Origin of the sequence: Flavobacterium sp. DG1-102-2 (assembly GCF_033042555.1) — a bacterium.
Lineage (GTDB): Bacteria > Bacteroidota > Bacteroidia > Flavobacteriales > Flavobacteriaceae > Flavobacterium.
Window position 1 is genome coordinate 424318 of the sequence record NZ_JAWLIK010000002.1, and the last position, 18543, is coordinate 442860.

Here is an 18543-nt window from a genome sequence, read left to right on the forward strand (position 1 = left end):
TTAATTAAGTTTTTCGGTTAGTTTTGTAAAGACAGATTTGGCATCTTTACCTTCATATAAAATGGCATAAACAGCATCTATAATTGGGGTTTTAGCCTCATATTCCCTGTTTAGCTTATAGGCACTTTTTGCTGCATAATATCCTTCGGCTACCATGCTCATTTCCATCATGGCCGATTTTACGGTATATCCCTTGCCTATCATGTTACCAAACATCCTGTTTCTTGAAAAGACAGAATATCCGGTAACCAATAAATCTCCAAGATACGCCGAATCGTTAATATTACGCTTCATTTTATGCACCTTACGGATAAATTTCTTCATCTCGCGTATGGCATTGCTCATAAGCAGCGCCTGAAAGTTGTCACCGTAGCCAAGGCCGTGCGCAATACCCGCAGCAATGGCATATATATTTTTAAGCATTGCAGCATACTCTGTACCTACAATATCGTCGCTTGTCTTTGTTTTTATGTAGTGGCTGTTGAGGTTTTTACCCATAACCTTTGCCTTCTTCTCATTACCGCATGCAATGGTAAGATACGACAAACGCTCCAGCGCCACCTCTTCTGCATGGCATGGCCCGGTAATGACGCCAATGTTGTCGTATGCTATATCGTATTTATCGTGAAAATGCTCACCTACAATAAGGCTTGTTTCAGGCACAATACCTTTAATAGCCGAAAATATCACCTTATCATCCAGGCTTACTGTTAATTTTTCAAGCTCGGCGCTTAAAAAAGCCGATGGTATGGCAAATATCACATAATCTGCATATTCTACCGCCTCATTGATATCGCTCGTAAGCAGCAGCTTATTTGTATCAAACTCAACAGAACTCAAATAGTTAGGGTTGTGCTTTTGCAGTTTAATATGCTCAATAGCATCGTCGTTACGCATATACCACGCTATTTGCGGCACATTAGAGCACAACATCTTAGCAATTGCCGTAGCCCAGCTTCCACCGCCTATAACCGCGAACTTAGGAGTATCACTCATGTTTTTTTTATGTTTGAAAGGCCAAAAATACTTAAAAATAAACAAACCGCTCCAGCCTTTTTATTGATAACGCTATCGTTTGAATAAATTAGTTAAGAAAAGATTAACATTTTATTATGACACCTCCAAACAATGTAAGCACTCTTGCCATCGTTATCCTTACAATCTTGTTTACATGGGGGTGTATAGCAAGGTATTTAATAAAATTTTTTGTTTTTGGTGTTTAAAAGGCATTCCGGTTGCAACTGGAATGCCTTTTATGTTTTAAAACTAGTAGCTCATCTCTACAATAGCCCTTACTTTATCGGGTGTAACATTCTGGCGTTCTCCAAGGCCTTTCCATCCGCGTTCTTCAAAACGTTTCACAATAAAATCGGCTGTGTTTTCATAGTCATTCGTGTAGTTGGATATTTTAGTATCCATACCCATTATATGAAAAAACTGAACTGTTTTCTCGATAGCTTCAAGAGCGGCCTTATCCGTATCGGTTTCGGTAATGTTCCAAACCCTTCGCCCGTATTGCGCCAGCTTGTCTTTTTTAGTATCAAATAAAACTCGGTACAGGTTAGGGCCTATAATAGCCAAAGTACGTGCATGGTCAATTTCATACAACGCGGTGAGCTCATGGCCTATCATGTGTGTAGCCCAATCTGTAGGAACTCCTTTTTGTATCAGTCCATTAAGAGCCATGGTTGCGCACCACATAAAGTTGGCTGCCAGTTTATAGTCGGTCGGATCTTCAGCCACATCCGGGCCTATCTCTACAAGCGTTTGTAAAATACCTTCTGCAATCCTGTCCTGCAGCATTGCATCGTGCGTATAGGTAAGATATTGCTCAAGCACGTGCGTATAGGCATCTATGATTCCGTTTTGCACCTGGCGTTTTGGTAACGAAGCTACAGTCTCGGGGTCACATATAGAAAACACCGGGAATACTGCAGGTCCGCCAAAGCTTAGCTTTTCCTGCGTTTTATCGATTGTAATAACTGAACCTGAGTTCATTTCGCTGCCTGTTGCCGGAAGTGTAAGTACTGTACCAAAGGGCACTGTATTATCGAGTATCCTTATCCTTTTTATAAGGATATCTACCGGGTCGCCTTCAAATTTAGCTGCCGCCGAAATGAATTTCACACCGTCAATCACCGATCCGCCGCCCACGGCAAGTATAAAGTCGATGTTCTTTTCGCGAACAACTTCTACGGCTTTCATTACAGTTTCATAACGCGGGTTAGGCTCAATACCGCCAAATTCGGTTATATCGTAGCCTGCAAGAGCATCGGTAACCTGTTTGTGAACCCCGTTCTTAAAGATACTTCCGCCGCCATATACTAAAAGTACGTTAGCGTCTTTAGGGATAAGTGAAGATAACCTGGCAATCTGGCCCCTGCCAAACACATAGTTCACAGGGTTATAGTATTCAAAATTAAGCATGATTTTATATAAATTTACCCAAAGGTACAAAATAGGTGGATGGGGTTTTATAAAGTATTGTTAAGCGTTCAGGGTTTTGAGTTATTACATCCTAACGTGCGAGTGAAGCTAAGGCCTTAAACTTTGTAGCCTAAGAAGTTACATCCTTGACATTTTTGGTTTTTTTGTTTCAAGACAAAAGAACATAAATGGGGCTTACACTATTTCGTGTAAAAAAGATTATGTTCTACATATTGCCATACTTTGTGCGGCAACAGCGGCTGAACATTTTTGCCTTCTTTTATTCCATTACGAATAAAAGTGCTTGAAATTTCTACCACAGGTGCATCAATCTTATGGATGTGCGGATGGTTTTCAAATTCGGGCTGTATTGTTTCGGTATTTATGCGCGGGTAAACATAAATGTGGTGATTTTGTAATATAACCTCGTAGTTCTTCCATTTGTGGAGTGAGTTGAGGTTGTCTTCGCCCATAATAAGAGAGAACTCATGCATTGGGAATTTCTCCTGAAGGTGTGCCAGTGTATGTACAGTATAATTAGGCTGCGAAAGCCTGAATTCTATATCACTTGGTTTTAGCTTGGGGTAATCTTCAGACGCAAGGAAAACCATCTGTAAGCGATGATGATCATCCAATAGGGTGCTTTTCTTTTTAAGCGGATTATGAGGCGTTACAACCATCCATACCTGGTCAAGGCCACTGTATTCGGCCATGTGGTTGGCAATGATAAGATGCCCGGCATGTATTGGGTTAAACGTCCCAAAATATAATCCTACTTTCATATTGTTTGGGGATGTATTAAAATTTCGCGTAAAAACGAAAGAGATTCTTCGACTCCGCTGCGCTTCGCTCAGAATGACATGATAAAACTACAAACTAAGACTTCGTACTGTCTAATCTGCTAAAAAGTCTTTTACCAACTGGTATGCTTCGCCTTTTGCAGTATCAAGGTCATAATTCTTAATGATGGTATCAAACTGCGGTGCTGTTGCCAGCTCTACAGATGCTTTTGCGATACGCATATTGATCTTATCTTCGCTTTCGGTGCTGCGCTTCTTAAGGCGGATCTTAAGTTCGTCTATACTTGGCGGCTTAACAAATACTGCCAGTGTTTCGTCAGGAAATTTCTTTTTTATTCGAAGTCCTCCTGCCACATCAATATCAAAAATTACGTTTTTGCCTTCTGCCCAGATGCGTTCTATTTCTGCCTTAAGCGTACCGTAAAAGTTATCGCGGTATACTTCTTCCCACTCCACAAACTCATCGGCCTTGATATGTTTCTTAAAGTCGTCAAGGCTTATAAAATGGTAATCCTTACCGTGTACCTCGCCATCGCGGGCCTCACGGGTAGCTGCCGAAACCGAGAATGCCAGGTTTAGATCCTGCTGTTCCAGCAAATGTTTTACTATCGTTGTTTTTCCCGATCCTGAAGGCGCCGAGAATACTAATAATTTTCCCTTTTTCATCAAATCTCTATTATCTAACGTCTGTCTTCTAAACGTTTTTTACAGTACGTTAAGTACCTGCTCTTTTATCTTTTCAAGTTCGTCTTTCATCTGTACAACCAGTTTTTGCATTTTAGCATGGTTAGATTTAGACCCCATTGTGTTTATCTCACGGCCCATTTCCTGCGTAATAAAGCCAAGCTTACGGCCGTTAGCTTCGGTACCGGCAAGGGTTTCAATAAAATAATTCAGGTGGTTTTCAAGACGCACTTTCTCTTCGGTGATATCCATTTTTTCAAGATAATAGATAAGCTCCTGCTCAAAACGATTTTCGTCTACATTAACAGTAAGTTCGTCTATCGCTGTGCGAAGCCTTGCCTTAACAGTGGCTATGCGTTCGCCGTCAAGCGAAACAGCCTCGTTCATATAGCTTAAGATGTTCCCTATGCGTGAAAGGAATTCTTTTTCAAGCGCTACGCCTTCACTAATCCTGAAGCTGGCAATATTTTCCAGTGCCTGCTCTATAACGCCTTCAATGTGTACCCATTCGTTTGGGTCTATCTCTTCGCGTTCCGTTTTAAGGGCATCAGGCATACGTACCGCCATCTTCATAAGTTCGGTAGCATCGGCGTCCGGAATTACGTCTCTCATCTGGGCAATGTAAGCCTTAACGATAGGGGCATTGATTCTGGATGAGGTTTCTTCACCTGTAACTTCAATAAACAGAGAGAAATCAACTTTACCGCGTTCCAGTTTTTGTGCAATCTTAGTGCGCAGGCCAAGTTCCATCTCACGAAATGCCGACGGCATCCTTACGCTAAGGTCAAGTCCTTTACTGTTAAGCGATTTAATTTCTACGGTAATCTTTTTTGTAGGTAGTTGCAAAGAAGCTTTACCAAAACCTGTCATCGATTGTATCATGAAAAAAATTTAGAGCGGTAAAGTTAATAAAAATAAATCAGGCGGACGGGCGATAAAGCCGAAAGTCATAAAGTTGAAGGTATTAAGCAGCAACCCGGATAACAACTGTCCGGCAGGCTCGTGACTTTCGACTTTATGACTTTGAAACTTTGAAACTTTGAAACTTTACGACTATTTCACTTCTTTAATAGCACTGCTTTCTATCCAGCCCACACTATCATCGGCAAGTTCTATCTTTTTCCAGTTGTCCACCTCTTCGGTAACATACACTTTAGTGCCTTCATGGAGTACAAAAGCGTCTTCAGCATTTTGCATTGGCTCTGCCTTAACAGATACCACTTCGGCGAAAACCACGGCAGGCCTTTCTTTTGCCACTACCGATTTTACAAATACCGCCGATAAAATGCTTACTACGATTACAAGTAGCGAAACAAACATACCAACAAAGAAAACACGCTTAATGAGCGTAGTGCCTGCAAAGTAATACCCCACAAACATTAGCAGGAACCCAAAAGAAAAGCCTACCGCTATCCACCCCCAGGTATTGTAATGATAAGTACCCGTAAGGTTATAAAGCATTTTGGTAAAGCCTACCTTAGGTACTTCCTTAATGTTGTCTATTGCCATTTTTTCGGCATAGCCAAGGTTAATCTTCGCATCTTTATTATTTGGATCCAGCTGCAGCGCTTTTTCAAAATTATACACTGATGGCGCTATCCTGCCCATTTTGTAATATGCATTGCCAAGGTTAAAATACACCTCGGCAGATTCTTTCTTTTGTTTCAATATGCCTTCATAGCCTTCAGCGGCTTCGGCATATTTATGTTTGCGGTACAGTTCGTTTGCCTTATAAAAAGGGTTTTGGGCAACGGCTGAGTGTGCAAAGAATATCGTTATTAAAATATATATTAACTTTTTCATTTATAAGGTTCCGTTTATAACTCTTCTTATTCCGTTTTTAATCAATAAAACATTGAAATTGATTAGCATTCCAAGCTTATTTCCTGATAACTTTAAGTACGTCAGAAGCTGTGCGAGATGTATATCGTTTAATTCTTCTACCGATTTAACTTCTATAACAAATTTATTCTCGACTACGATATCCATTCTGTATCCAACCTCCAATTTTACTTCTTCATAAACAAGAGGTAATGCCTTTTGTTTTTCTACAAACAATCCTCTTTTATATAATTCATAGCATAAACACTCACAGTATGCACTTTCTAAAAGTCCGGGTCCAAGTGCCTGGTGAACTTTAAGTGAGCATTCAAAAACAATCTTAGCTATCTCATTTTCCGTCATAGACTACTTTAATTTTACCACAAAGCTCACTAAGTTTTTCACTAGGATCACTAATGTTTGACATTTCATTTAAAGAACACAAAGCTTTGTGAACATGGTGTAACTTCTTTGTGGCCTTAGTGGTTAAACAGCTTTTTATATCTGCTTCTCTAAAGCCGTTATTACCGAAACCGCACTGTCATAATCCTGCTGCATGGCAGAGTCAGACGATGGTGCATACCTTGCAAACTCACAGCTGTCCATTATCTTGCTAAAGGCAAGTACAGTCTCTTCTTTAGCATTGCGCGATAATAAAAGTTCTTTGATGTTGTCCCTGCTCATTTCGCTGGTTTCAATATTCAGTTTTGCCTTAAGGAAATTGTGCAGTGCTTTCTCCAGAGCAAGATAGAATGCCGCTTTGCTGCCCAGTTGTTTTTTTGCTTCGCCAAGATATTTTTTCGCCAGCTTGTTATTTTCCCTTTTTTTGCTTCCTACAACATCGCTGTCATACGCTTCTTTTTTCTTCCTTCCGAAGATAATGAACGGTATAAGCAGGAACGGGAGCGCCAGCAATCCGTAGAAAATGCCCGATCCAAAGAAATCATCACGCCCAACAGGCTTCAGTGTTGTTTCTAAAGCAATGAAACGGAAAGGCTCTGTAGAGGTTACTGTTCTCTTGTTTGTATCATCTTTGGCAGCACTTTCCTGGTTTGCCGGTACGTTAAGCACATTTATCATGATCTCATCGTGCGTAACTGTTTTGTACGACTGTGTACCTAGGTCAAACCATGAAAACGAAAGCTCTTTTATTGGATACTTTCCTTTGTTTTGGGGAACTATAGTGTAGTTGTCAACTATCTTGCCCTGCATACCTGTTAGAGGCGTTGTAACGCTCTCAGTATGTTCGGGATCATACATTTCAAGCGCGGCAGGCACCTGTGGTTTAGGCAATGTAAAAAGTTTAAGGTTACCCTTACCAGCAACAGCCACCTCTAGTTGGATAGGCTCGCCATTACTGCTCGTAGTTTTAGATGGTTTTACCGTAAAGCTAAAGTTACCCACGGCTCCGCTAAAGTTGCCCGGTTTTCCTTTTTCCGGCAGTGGCCTTGCGTTGATATATTTCTTTCCTGCAGATACTACCTTATTAGTTGCTACCATAAACTGACGCCCAAAGAAATCTGTCCTTCCGTTAGGCACTTCCATAGAGACATCAAGGGTTAACGGCTCAATTTCCAGTCTTCCGTCCTTTTGAGGATAGAGTACTGTTTTACGCAGTACAACCATACGGTACATTTTACCCTGATACGTTTCCTGCTGCAATTGCAGGTTCTTGATATCTATATTCTGGCTCCAGAAGTCATTATACTGCGGACTCGCAACTTCTTTCCACCCGCTTACCGATGTTGATGGGCTTACATAAATCTTATATACAACCGTTACCGGTTCGTTTACATACGGATTTGTTTTGCTAACCTCAGCAACCAGGTGAACACCATCGCTTGTATTTTGCTGCATTTCCTGCTGATGCTGCTGGTTATTGGCATAGGGATTAGGATCTGCCCCGGCAATGGCCTCACCCACCTTGATCTTTAGAGGTGCAGTCTTTAGCTCTTTGCCGTCTACCTCTATCGTTGCCGACCCAATGGTAAATGAACCTTTAGCCGTAGGGATAAGCAGGTATTTATAGCCTTTGCTAAAGCTTGTCTTACCATTTATCCACGAATTACTTACCGTTTGGTATGGCCCCGATACCTTAAAACCCGGAAACTGCGGCGGTGTAAAATTATCGCCGTCTGCATTTACAGAAAACTCTACTATAAGGCGCTCGTTTATACCCAGCGATGTCTTGCTGGGCACAGCCTTAAACTCTACCTGAGCATACATGCCCTGCACAAAAAGTAATAATAGTAAGATGTATCTTTTCATTGTTCTTTTTCCTTAACCTGAAATATATTTCGTTTTCAAATTATAAATGTCGTTGTATTTATTGATATCGTTATTGCGAGCGAATTGAGGCATCCTCGTAATAATGGTGCCGTATGTATTAGTATAGTATTTATTAAAAATGTTACCAGTCTTTTTCCTGTTTTGTGGTCCTGACCTTAACTTTTTGGCCTTTTATCTTATCCTGAACTTTTTTCTCTTCGTTGTTCATGGCGTCAAGCAGATTTTCCATTCGCTGCTTAGACGGATTTTGACCGGCTTCAGGCTTAGGCTGTCCGCCTTTTTGGTCGCCCTGGTCTTTGTTATCTCCTTTATCGCCGCCATCATTTTTCTGGTCGCCGTCTTTTCCTTTGTCTTTATTATCGTTTTTGCCGTCGCCTTTGTCCTTGTTGTCTCCCTTGTCTTTAGGCGGCTGGTTTTTATCGTCTTTGTTACCTCCGTTATTAGGCTGCTGGCTCTTATTATCTTTATTCTTGTCGTTCTTGTCTTTGTTCTTATCCTTATTGTCTTTAGGAGGCGGTGGCGGCGGATTTTTCTCCAGCATCTCTTTGGCCAGCGCAAGGTTATACCTTGACTCTTCATCTGTAGGATTGTTGCGCAATGCATTTTTATAAGCTTCAACTGCATTGGTGTAGTCCTTCTCTTTCATAAGGATATTGCCAAAGTTGTGGTACGCCATGTGCTTTTGCTGCTTTGTTACCGCATTTTTTATGGCAAGGCCATAAGCATAGGCAGCCTCGGTATTGCTCTTTTGCCTGTAAATGGCATTACCCATGTTGTAAGCCGCCGTGGCCTGAGTTGGGTTTTTAGATTGCGAGATCCTGTAGCTGGCCTCGGCATCTATGTAATCATTATCCATAAACTGGCTGTTACCTTTAGCCAGGTCTTTGTCGGTTTTCTTTTTAGCCTGCGCAAATGAAAGCACGGTAAATAAAAGCAGGCTGTATGTAAGTAGTCTCCTCATTATTCTTTTTCATTAAACAGGTTAAGTTTCTTAATCCAGGCTGTTTTCCTCTCCAGGAAGAACACCTCCAGGAACAGCAATACAAATGCCGCACCAAGAAACCATTGGTATTGTGAATCGTATACTGCCATTTGTTTCGCTTCAAACTCTGATTTTTCCATATGGCTAAGCGCATTCTTTACATAGTCTGACACTTCGCGGGTATTCTTGCCGTATACATAGCCGCCATTTGTAACAGCAGCAATGCTCTTAAGATCCTGCGGATACATTTTAGTGACAACCACGTTACCCTCATTATCGCGTTTAAAGCTCTCTGTCCTGCCATTTACCTTAAGCGGAATAGGCCCTCCTTTTTCGGTACCTACTCCCACAGTAATAAGTTTAATCCCTTTATCTTTAAGGGCAAGCGCTGCCTCGCGGCTGCCTTCGCCATGGTCTTCACCATCAGATATAAGTATTACAAGTTTACTCGTTTGCGGATCATCAAAGTAAGAAGCAGCCAGCTCAAGGGCATCGCTAATGGCCGTTCCCTGAGACGATACCATATCCGTATTCATGTTTTGCAGAAACATTTTTGCCACACTGTAATCGCCTGTAATAGGCAGTACCGGGTAAGCGCTTCCGGCGTAAGCCACGATACCTATCCTGTCGGTACCCAGCTGGTTTATAACCTGAGACACTATTTGTTTTGCCTTATCCAGCCTGTTAGGCAACATGTCTTCGGCAAGCATACTTTTAGAAACGTCTACTGCAAAAACAATATCTACACCTTCGCGTTTTACGGTTTCTACCTTAGTACCTATTTTTGGGTTAACCAGTGCAATTATAATACCCGATAAGGCCAGTAATAAAACCACCAGTTTAAGGGTTGCTTTAAACACAGAACGTTCAGGTGTTAGTTTTTTCACCAATTCAGGATCGCCAAACTCGCGTTGTTTTTTCTTCTGCCAATACAGGTTAAGCAGGAACACCACAAGGAGTACCGGCACTAAGCCCAGCAGGTATAAGTATTTTGGTTCGTCTAATTCGTACATACTATATAAAGCTTCTGTAAAGGGTTTTTCTTGCTACGATTTCGGCAAGCAGTAATCCTAATGCCATCCATGCAAACGGATGGAATTTTTCATCATAATTATAATATTTCATCTCCTCGATTTCTGTAGTCTCGAGTTTGTTTATCTCATCATAAATAGCCTTAAGCTTTGTATTAGATGTTGCCCTAAAATATTTACCATCGGTTTTTTTGGCGATTTCCTTCATCAGGTCCTGGTCGATCTCTACCTTCATCATTTTGTAGATAAAGCCTCCGTCGGGTTTTTTAGCATACGGAAACTCTGCGTTGCCATTGGTACCAATGCCAATAGTGTATACTTTAATGCCATATTCTTTTGCAATATCTGCTGCCATGCGCGGGTCTATAACCCCGGAGTTGTTAACCCCATCGGTAAGCAGTATAATAACACGGCTTTTGGCCTTGCTGTCTTTAAGGCGGTTAATGGCTGTTGCAAGTCCGGTGCCTATGCCCGTACCGTCTTTTAGTACGGTTTCATCATATTTAACCGATTTAATTGCATCTACAACTAGTGCCTTATCGCTCGTAACAGGCGTTTTTGTATAGGCTTCGCCTGCATAGACCACAAGGCCTATACGGTCGTTAGGGCGGCCGTCTACAAAGTCCTCTGCCACATCCTTAAGTGCCTCCATACGGTTAGGCTTAAGGTCTTTGGCAAGCATACTGCCCGATACGTCCATTGCGATAACAATATCAATACCACGGGTGGTCTTTGTCTTATTGTTCACGTCTACCGTTCTTGGCCTTGCCATAGCGACGATGATGGCACTTAGTGCCAATAGCCTGAAGGCAAAAAGTACCGGTTTAAGCCTGCCCAATAATGAGGGCTTAGGCCTGAACGCGTTTAGCGAACTTATCTTTAATGTTGCCGTTTGCTGCTTTCTCTTCCAGATGTACCAGCCTATGGCCAGCGGAAGAAGCGTAAACAGCCAAAAGAATCCCGGGTGTAAAAAAGTCACGTCTTTCATAATCAATTTAACCTTAATTCAACAGAGTTCTTTATTCGGTCCAGTATTTGGGTAGCATATTCATCGCCTTCCACATGGGTAATCAATACCTGCTGCAGGCCTCTTTCCTGTTTAAAATATAATATTTCATAATACAGCCTGATGTTCTTTTTAGTCACCGGATTAGGCATAGACATATTTCCGTAAGCCCTTAATCCTGTAATGCCCTTACCTGTATTAAATTCTTCTTCTTTAACCAGTACATTTGTTGCACCGCGCGCCTCCATGGTCTTTAGGGCACCTTCAACAGCCAAATGCAGGTCGGCATTAATGGTATCCTTAAACGTTGTTGTACCCACAAGTACATAAAAATTATCGGTCATGGAGCCGTAGCCAAACATGCTTATATCTTTAATGGCTGCCATCGCCTCTTTAGGCACCATCCCCTTAGCGTCCATACGTTTAAGCACCTTTGGTGTTTCAACGCTTACACCCGGATATCCGTACTCACTCTTAACCCATTCGCCTTCAAGAAGTTCTTTAGTAGGGTGGCCTATAAAGTTATCCCTAAGGTAATCCAGGCCAAAAATGTAAACAGAAAGGCCAAAAAGAATCATTACACCAAAAACGCTTCCGGCAATAATGCGGTTCTTTCTTTCTTTTTCTTTTTTCTTTCGCTGGGCTTCAAGCCAAAGCTGTGTGTGTATATCGTCTTCTTCTTTTTCTTCAGGAATGCTTCGGTCTATAACCACAATGGTTTTTTCTATCCTGTTGCGGTCTTCGGCAATTTCAAAATCAAGCGGGCGCGATTTGGCAAACTTAACCATATCTGCAGTACGCAGTATTTTTTCCAGTTCTTCAAAAGTTTCCTGGCTAAGGCTCATCCTTTTTTTAAGCACAGCACTTCGCATGGCTTCAATAAGCTCACTTGTTGTGCTTTCCATAGCCGGTACGTGTATTGCCTCTTCAATGTAAGTCCTGGCAATATCGGTAAGCTGGCTGTAATAGTCTTTTACTTCACCCTTAGCTAAAAGCTCTTTCTGCTCAAGGTTTTTAAGCTCACGGCTGGCTTTTTGTATAGGGGTAAGCAATTCTTCCGCTTTTGCTTTTTTCTCAGCTGGTTTTCGTTTTTTAAGGTACCACCACACACCATATCCTGCACCTCCAAGTACTACAACTGCAAACAGCAGCCATAACCAGAAAGTGCTGTTAGACCTGCCCTTAAGCACAGGCTTAATATCATACATCTTTTGCTTTAGGGTGTCTACCTTAATATCGCGCACCTCAACAAGAAGCGAATCGGTCTTTATGCCTTTGTTATTGATGAATACAGGTAGCGATGGTATGGTATATTTACCGGCATCAAACTGGGTTAGTCCATATTTTTTTACCAGCTCATACATCGCGCCGTCCCTTATGGTATCTATAGGGTACGATTCCAGTACCTCCAGCTGCCCAAACGTTTTTCCTTCGGGAAAGTTTACGCTGGCAGCAGTGTCTACCTTTGTTTTTAGCGTAAGGTTAAGCTGGGAGCCTATCCTTATTTTTGTTGAATCTATACTTGCCTGAACCTGCTTATTCTGTGCAAAGACAGTTACGGCAGCCAGCAGGAAAAGTATGGTATACAATTTTGTCCTAATCATTTCTATTTTGTTTTAACCAATGGTTATCTACCTGGACTTAAAGTAGCCCAGCAGTTTGGTTACATACGACTCATCTACCCTGGTGCTTAGTGAACCGGCACCGCAACGGCTAAAGGTTTCTTTAAAATACTTAAGCCTTTCCTGGTAATAAGCAGAATATTGCAGCCTTACCGATTTTGCCCCGGTATTTACCAGCATACTTTCGCCTGTTTCGGCATCCAGCATGTTTACAAGGCCTATGTTTGGCATCTCTTCTTCGCGAATGTCGTATACCCTTACGCCGGTAATATCATGTTTTTTTGAAGCGATCTTTAACGTATGCTCATAATCGGGCGTTGCCATAAAATCAGAGATAAGGAAAACGATCGCCCTCTTTTTAAGCACACCGCTCAAAAATTTAAGTGCCTGCCCTACATCGGTCTTCCTGCTTTTCGGCTGAAATTCTATCAGTTCACGGATAATGCGCAACACGTGCGATTTTCCTTTTTTAGGCGGAATATAAAGCTCTACCTGATCTGAAAACAGGATAAGGCCTATCTTATCATTGTTTTGCGTAGCGCTAAAGGCCATAGTGGCAGCGATCTCTGTAACGATATCTTTTTTGAACTCGTTTTTTGTACCAAAGCTCTCCGAACCAGACACGTCTACCATAAGCATCATGGTAAGTTCGCGTTCTTCTTCAAAAACCTTTATGTAGGGTTCGTTGTAACGGGCAGTAACGTTCCAGTCTATAGCACGCACATCGTCGCCAAACTGGTACTGGCGCACTTCGCTAAATGTCATACCGCGCCCTTTAAAAGACGAGTGGTATTCTCCAGAGAAGATATGATTGCTCAGCCTCCTGGTCTTGATCTCTATCTTACGAACCTTTTTTAATATATCTTTTGTATCCATCTTTTATCGTTTTGGGGTTCCGGGTTATGGGTTCCGGGTTGTCTATAGCAACCCCTAACTCCAAGCCCGGCACTATCCGGCTGCATTTGCAACACGGAACTCGAAACTCAAAACCCTAAACTACTAAGGCACTTCAATCTCGTTAACGATCTTGTTTATGATATCTACAGATGTAATATTTTCTGCTTCTGCTTCATAAGTAACGCCTATCCTGTGGCGAAGTACATCATGCACAACAGCTCTTACATCCTCAGGGATTACAAAGCCCCTGCGTTTTATGAAGGCATAACATTTTGCAGCAGTGGCAAGATTGATACTACCCCTTGGCGAAGAACCGAAGCTGATAAGCGGTTTTAGTTTTTCCAGCTTATATTTTTCAGGGTAACGTGTAGCAAATATGATATCAAGAATGTATTTTTCAATTTTTTCGTCCATGTAAACCTCTCTCACAGCTTCCTGTGCACGCAGTATCTGTTCTACAGATACTACCTGGTTTACTTTTTCAAACGCACCTTTCAGGTTTTGGCGGATAACAAGGCGCTCATCTTCCATTTTAGGATAATCGATAACCGCTTTAAGCATAAAACGGTCTACCTGCGCTTCAGGAAGCGGATAAGTACCTTCCTGCTCTACCGGGTTCATGGTAGCCATTACAAGAAATGGTTTTTGCAGCTTGAAAGTCTCTTCGCCAATGGTCACCTGTTTTTCCTGCATTGCCTCAAGTAAAGCCGACTGCACTTTTGCGGGAGCCCTGTTTATCTCATCGGCAAGTACAAAGTTGGCAAATATTGGCCCTTTTTTAATAGAGAATTCGTTTTGTTTAATGTTGTAGATCATTGTACCCACAACGTCGGCAGGAAGTAAGTCGGGAGTGAACTGTATACGGCTGAATGAACCGTGAACCGCCTGGCTAAGCGTGTTGATGGCAAGCGTTTTTGCAAGCCCGGGTACACCTTCAAGCAGTATATGCCCCTGGCCTAAAAGGCCTATTAGCAAACGTTCTATCATATACTTTTGCCCTACGATAACCTTGTTCATTTCCATGACAAGCATATCTACAAAAGCACTTTCCCTTTCTATTTTTTCATTAATCGCTCTAATGTCCAGCGTTGATGTGTTTTCTTCCATATCCGTAAATTTTTTGGAGTGTGAATTTAGCAATGTTAAAGTAACGAAACAAATACATTTTAAATATTATGACAATCTGTTAACGAGTTGTTAAGGTAAATCGTATAAAATTCGCGAATTGTCGATAAAAAAATTATAATCAAAAATACTGCCACACATCTAAGTGCTTATGTTGTTTGATATTATAAATTGCTTCAAAAATAAACATTAGCAACTTTAAAATTGTAGTATTCCTCTTAATTTGTTAAATCTTAACATTCTCATCTTTTGCAATTGCATTTCGTATACTAAAACGTTTTATATTTACCGCTTTAATTGAATACCGGGATTATATGGAGCTTACTGCTTCGTTTAGTTAAACCATATACATCTTTGTAGCTGAACCTCAATTAAATTTTAGCAAAGTTAGGGCCTGTTATTATGCAGAAATGCAGAAAACAGGCTTTTGTTTTTATTTTAGGGTAATAAGGGCACTAAGTAAGTAATCATTTACTTAATTTTATAGTCATAAAAACCTTATAACCTAATGGACATTACACTTTCGCCAATTATAGCCGGAGCCATGAACTGGGGCGTATGGCAGGCAAACTTTACCACAGCCGAAATGGCACGCATGATACAGTCATGCCTGGAATTTGGAATAACTACTTTTGATCACGCCGACATCTATGGAGGCTATACCACCGAAGCCGAATTTGGAAAGGCTTTCGCCCAAAGCAAAATAGACCGTGAAAGTATCCAGCTTATTTCTAAGTGCGGTATCCAGCACACGGTAGGCAGCAGGCCAACCAGAGTAAAACACTATGATTACTCTAAAGAATACATCATTTGGAGTGCAGAGAATTCCCTTAAATTTTTACAGACCGATTATCTTGACCTGTTACTACTGCACAGGCCGAGTCCGCTTATGCACCCTGATGAGGTTTCCGAAGCTATTGAAAAACTAAAAGTTGAAGGAAAGATAAAAGCCTTTGGCCTTTCTAACTTTACCAATAGCCAGACTGATCTTATACGCAGCGGTACAGAAGTGGCCGCTAACCAGATAGAATTTTCGGCGACGCACGTTGCACCAATGCTTGACGGCAGCCTGGATTACATGATGGTAAACGGCATAAAGGCAATGGCATGGAGCCCAATAGGCAGTGTATTTAAAGAGCATAACGATCAGTCACACCGCCTTAAATTATTGCTATCGCAGCTTGTGGCAAAATATGAGGTTACTGCCGATGTTATTCTTTTGGCCTGGATCATGCAGCATCCGGCAGGCATTACTCCGGTATCGGGCTCTACAAGCCCTGAACGCCTTAAAAACCAAATGAAAGCTACCCAGATTAAACTTGAACTGGAAGACTGGTTCGCGATCTGGACAGAGAGCATTGGGAATAAAGTAACGTAACGGTCTTAAGCCTTGAAAGTCAAAAGTCTTAAAGTCTGCATCCACTCTTAAAATAGTAAATCTTTTCAATTTTTAAATAAACATGAAAACAGCATTAATTACAGGTGCTACAAGCGGTATAGGCCGTGCCACAGCACGATTATTAGCTAAGAACCATTATAATATCATTATTTGCGGCAGACGCGAAGACCGCCTTGCAGAGTTGCAGGATGAATTTTCTCCGCTTACAAAAGTACACACACTGAATTTTGACGTGCGTAATAAAAAGGCTGTGGCGCAGTCTATAAAATCTATACCAAAGGAATTTGCCAATATAGACATCCTTATAAATAATGCAGGCAACGCCCACGGCCTTGACCCTATAGAAAACGGCGATGTAGACGACTGGGATGCTATGATAGACATTAACATCAAAGGCCTGCTATATGTTTCTAAAGAAATTATTCCGGGTATGGTAGAACGCAGGAGCGGGCACATCATAAACATTGGCTCCATAGCCGGTAAAGAAACCTATACTAATGGCAACGTTTATTGTGCCACAAAGCATGCCGTAGATGCCATTAACCAGGGAATGCGTATGGATCTTAACCAATACGGCATCCGTGTAGGCGCTATCAATCCGGGTATGGTAGACACAGAGTTTAGCGAAGTGCGCTTTAAAGGCGATACACAAAGGGCAGAAAGTGTTTACAAAGGTTTTGAACCACTTAAAGCTGAAGACATTGCAGATGTTATCCATTTTGTGGTTTCGAGACCATACCATATCAATATCGCTGATTTACTTATTCTACCCACGGCTCAGGCTTCAGCAACCATCGTTAATAAACAATTATAATATTGTTCAGAGTTTGGAGTTCAGAGTTATTCACTCACACCTAAAAATCATATGGCAAAAATAGAACGCTTTGAAGATTTACAGGTTTGGCTATTAGCCAGGGAAATTTGCCAAGCCATTTGGTTTTTGATTGAAAATACATCTTTGGGAAAAGGTTATGAACTTAAAAACCAAATGAGCAGATCATCAGGCAGTATAATGGATAATATTGCAGAAGGTTTCGAAAGAAATGGGAATAGAGAGTTCATACATTTTTTATGTATTGCAAAAAGGCTCTTATGGAGAATTAAGATCTCAACTTTATAGAGCATTTGATAGAATGCATATTTCAAAACAGCAAACTGAAGAGTACAAAGGAACTAAGTTTTCTAAGGTTAAAACTGGTAACGCTGAACTCAAAACTCAGAACCCTGAACGATAAATTATATGATCAATAAGCGCCTCTTAATTAAAAACCTGCTTGCTCACAACGATGAGAGCAGTTTTTATGACAAGAAGCGCCAGCTTAACCTTCACACAAAAGAAGGAAAAGCAAAGTTTGTAAAGCATATTTGTGCACTGTCTAATTCTAACCCTGAAAACAATTCGTATATAGTTGTGGGTGTAGAAGATCATGACAACGAGATACTGGGCACCGATTTTTATGATGACAGCCGTATCCAGAACCTTGTAAACGCATTTTTAATCAATCCGCCTACTATTCAGTATGAGAATGTACCTTTTCCTAACCTGCCAAAGGATAAGGTTATAGGACTGGTAACTATTAAGCCGAAAAGCGGTACTTCGTATTTTAAAAAGAATGTTTATACCATTCCCGCAGGGGCAATTTTTACCCGTAGGGGCAGCAATTCCATTCCGCTTGAAGAGGGGAAGGAAGCTACATCAAACAACCTCAACGCAGATACGGTTGCAGGTATAGAGAACAGCTCACGCAACAGTATTGAACATACGCTTGAGGGTGTTATGGATTTTGTAACCAATCGGCACAAGGATATGCCCGCAAAATACAAGGTATTTAAAGAGTTGTTTGTAGTATGCTGGGCCGGACACAAAAAAGTAGTGCGTGGAAACACATATTTCTCACGGGTTGACATTGAGCTTATCAACGAGCAGATCAAACTGTTCTATTCTGCATTAGATGAGGTAAGCATAACTTATGATGAAAACAGCTTTTCCATAACCGAATATGTTGCGCTGGGCCTTAACGATAAAACCACTTTTTATCCGCTGGAACAGGTAAACATAAATTTTCAGGACAACGGGTATTACAAAATAGAGTCGGTGCTGTTATTTGACCCGCCACAGTATAACCGAAAGATGATGTACCATATCTATAATGCAAATCTTTCGCTGCTTTCTAAACTCGAAAAAAACCAGCCATTATCGCAAAGGGAGCAAAAAGATTTGCTAAATCTACCGTCAACACTCATGATATGCCATTTAAATGGTTTTACAGATGCTAAACACAAACTTGCCGATGCCAAACCGCTTCTTAAGGCGTGGCCCGATGAGCAGGCTTATATTTCGTTTAAGGAAGCTATGCGCGTTTTGCGCAAAATGAAATATGACTGACTAGTCCTAAAATAGGTTGACTATTTTTGATTATACAAATTTGGTAAAAGTTCAGGCATTTTCAAGATGTCTGA

18 protein-coding genes are annotated in these 18543 nt (G+C 41.3%); 4 read left to right on the top strand and 14 right to left on the bottom strand.

Translation table 11 applies throughout. The features are described from left to right. From R1T16_RS05230 to R1T16_RS05295, 14 genes are all read right to left on the bottom strand, one after another. On the bottom strand, positions 1-996 hold the full coding sequence (locus tag R1T16_RS05230) for an NAD(P)H-dependent glycerol-3-phosphate dehydrogenase (RefSeq protein ID WP_317500026.1): 996 nt from the start codon (positions 994-996) through the stop codon (positions 1-3). A gap of 270 nt (positions 997-1266) precedes the next feature. After that, the gene (locus R1T16_RS05235; protein ID WP_317500027.1) at positions 1267-2427 is read right to left on the bottom strand and encodes an iron-containing alcohol dehydrogenase; all 1161 of its coding nucleotides are present in this window, start codon (positions 2425-2427) and stop codon (positions 1267-1269) included. A 200-nt stretch (positions 2428-2627) separates the two neighbouring features. Beyond that, positions 2628-3209 carry a nicotinate (nicotinamide) nucleotide adenylyltransferase gene (gene nadD / locus R1T16_RS05240; protein WP_317500028.1) on the bottom strand — a complete coding sequence of 194 codons (582 nt, stop codon included), beginning with the start codon at positions 3207-3209 and terminating at the stop codon, positions 2628-2630. Positions 3210-3320: 111 nt separating this feature from the next. After that, entirely contained in the window at positions 3321-3893 is a 573-nt protein-coding gene (gene gmk / locus R1T16_RS05245) for a guanylate kinase (RefSeq protein WP_317500029.1), read from the bottom strand. 39 nt (positions 3894-3932) lie between these two features. Beyond that, positions 3933-4793: a YicC/YloC family endoribonuclease gene (locus R1T16_RS05250; protein WP_317500030.1), complete on the bottom strand. Its 861-nt coding sequence runs from the start codon at positions 4791-4793 to the stop codon at positions 3933-3935. A gap of 171 nt (positions 4794-4964) precedes the next feature. Further along, complete coding sequence (locus R1T16_RS05255) at positions 4965-5714, bottom strand: tetratricopeptide repeat protein (protein ID WP_317500031.1); 750 nt, start codon at positions 5712-5714, stop codon at positions 4965-4967. Beyond that, on the bottom strand, positions 5715-6095 hold the full coding sequence (locus R1T16_RS05260) for a GxxExxY protein (RefSeq protein ID WP_317500032.1): 381 nt from the start codon (positions 6093-6095) through the stop codon (positions 5715-5717). Positions 6096-6230: 135 nt separating this feature from the next. Then, positions 6231-8000: a BatD family protein gene (locus tag R1T16_RS05265; RefSeq protein ID WP_317500034.1), complete on the bottom strand. Its 1770-nt coding sequence runs from the start codon at positions 7998-8000 to the stop codon at positions 6231-6233. Between the two features lie 142 nt (positions 8001-8142). Then, positions 8143-8982 (bottom strand): tetratricopeptide repeat protein, encoded by an 840-nt coding sequence (locus tag R1T16_RS05270; RefSeq protein WP_317500035.1) that lies wholly within the window; start codon positions 8980-8982, stop codon positions 8143-8145. After that, positions 8982-10016: a VWA domain-containing protein gene (locus R1T16_RS05275; protein ID WP_317500036.1), complete on the bottom strand. Its 1035-nt coding sequence runs from the start codon at positions 10014-10016 to the stop codon at positions 8982-8984. The genes R1T16_RS05270 and R1T16_RS05275 overlap by 1 nt, the downstream gene beginning before the upstream one ends. A gap of 1 nt (position 10017) precedes the next feature. Further along, positions 10018-11022: a VWA domain-containing protein gene (locus R1T16_RS05280; protein WP_317500037.1), complete on the bottom strand. Its 1005-nt coding sequence runs from the start codon at positions 11020-11022 to the stop codon at positions 10018-10020. 2 nt (positions 11023-11024) lie between these two features. Beyond that, a complete protein-coding gene (locus tag R1T16_RS05285; protein WP_317500038.1) occupies positions 11025-12644 on the bottom strand; it encodes a hypothetical protein in 1620 nt (539 codons plus the stop codon). Between the two features lie 27 nt (positions 12645-12671). After that, positions 12672-13538: a DUF58 domain-containing protein gene (locus R1T16_RS05290; RefSeq protein ID WP_317500039.1), complete on the bottom strand. Its 867-nt coding sequence runs from the start codon at positions 13536-13538 to the stop codon at positions 12672-12674. A gap of 123 nt (positions 13539-13661) precedes the next feature. Further along, positions 13662-14666, bottom strand: a complete 1005-nt coding sequence (locus R1T16_RS05295) for a MoxR family ATPase (protein ID WP_317500040.1) — start codon at positions 14664-14666, stop codon at positions 13662-13664. A 526-nt stretch (positions 14667-15192) separates the two neighbouring features. Between R1T16_RS05295 and R1T16_RS05300 the strand changes: the two genes are divergently transcribed. From R1T16_RS05300 to R1T16_RS05315, 4 genes are all read left to right on the top strand, one after another. Then, positions 15193-16062: an aldo/keto reductase gene (locus R1T16_RS05300; RefSeq protein ID WP_317500041.1), complete on the top strand. Its 870-nt coding sequence runs from the start codon at positions 15193-15195 to the stop codon at positions 16060-16062. An 82-nt stretch (positions 16063-16144) separates the two neighbouring features. After that, on the top strand, positions 16145-16897 hold the full coding sequence (locus tag R1T16_RS05305) for an SDR family NAD(P)-dependent oxidoreductase (RefSeq protein WP_317500042.1): 753 nt from the start codon (positions 16145-16147) through the stop codon (positions 16895-16897). 51 nt (positions 16898-16948) lie between these two features. After that, positions 16949-17203, top strand: a complete 255-nt coding sequence (locus R1T16_RS05310) for a four helix bundle protein (protein WP_317500043.1) — start codon at positions 16949-16951, stop codon at positions 17201-17203. A 120-nt stretch (positions 17204-17323) separates the two neighbouring features. Further along, the gene (locus tag R1T16_RS05315; protein ID WP_317500044.1) at positions 17324-18469 is read left to right on the top strand and encodes an ATP-binding protein; all 1146 of its coding nucleotides are present in this window, start codon (positions 17324-17326) and stop codon (positions 18467-18469) included. Positions 18470-18543: the final 74 nt, after the last annotated feature.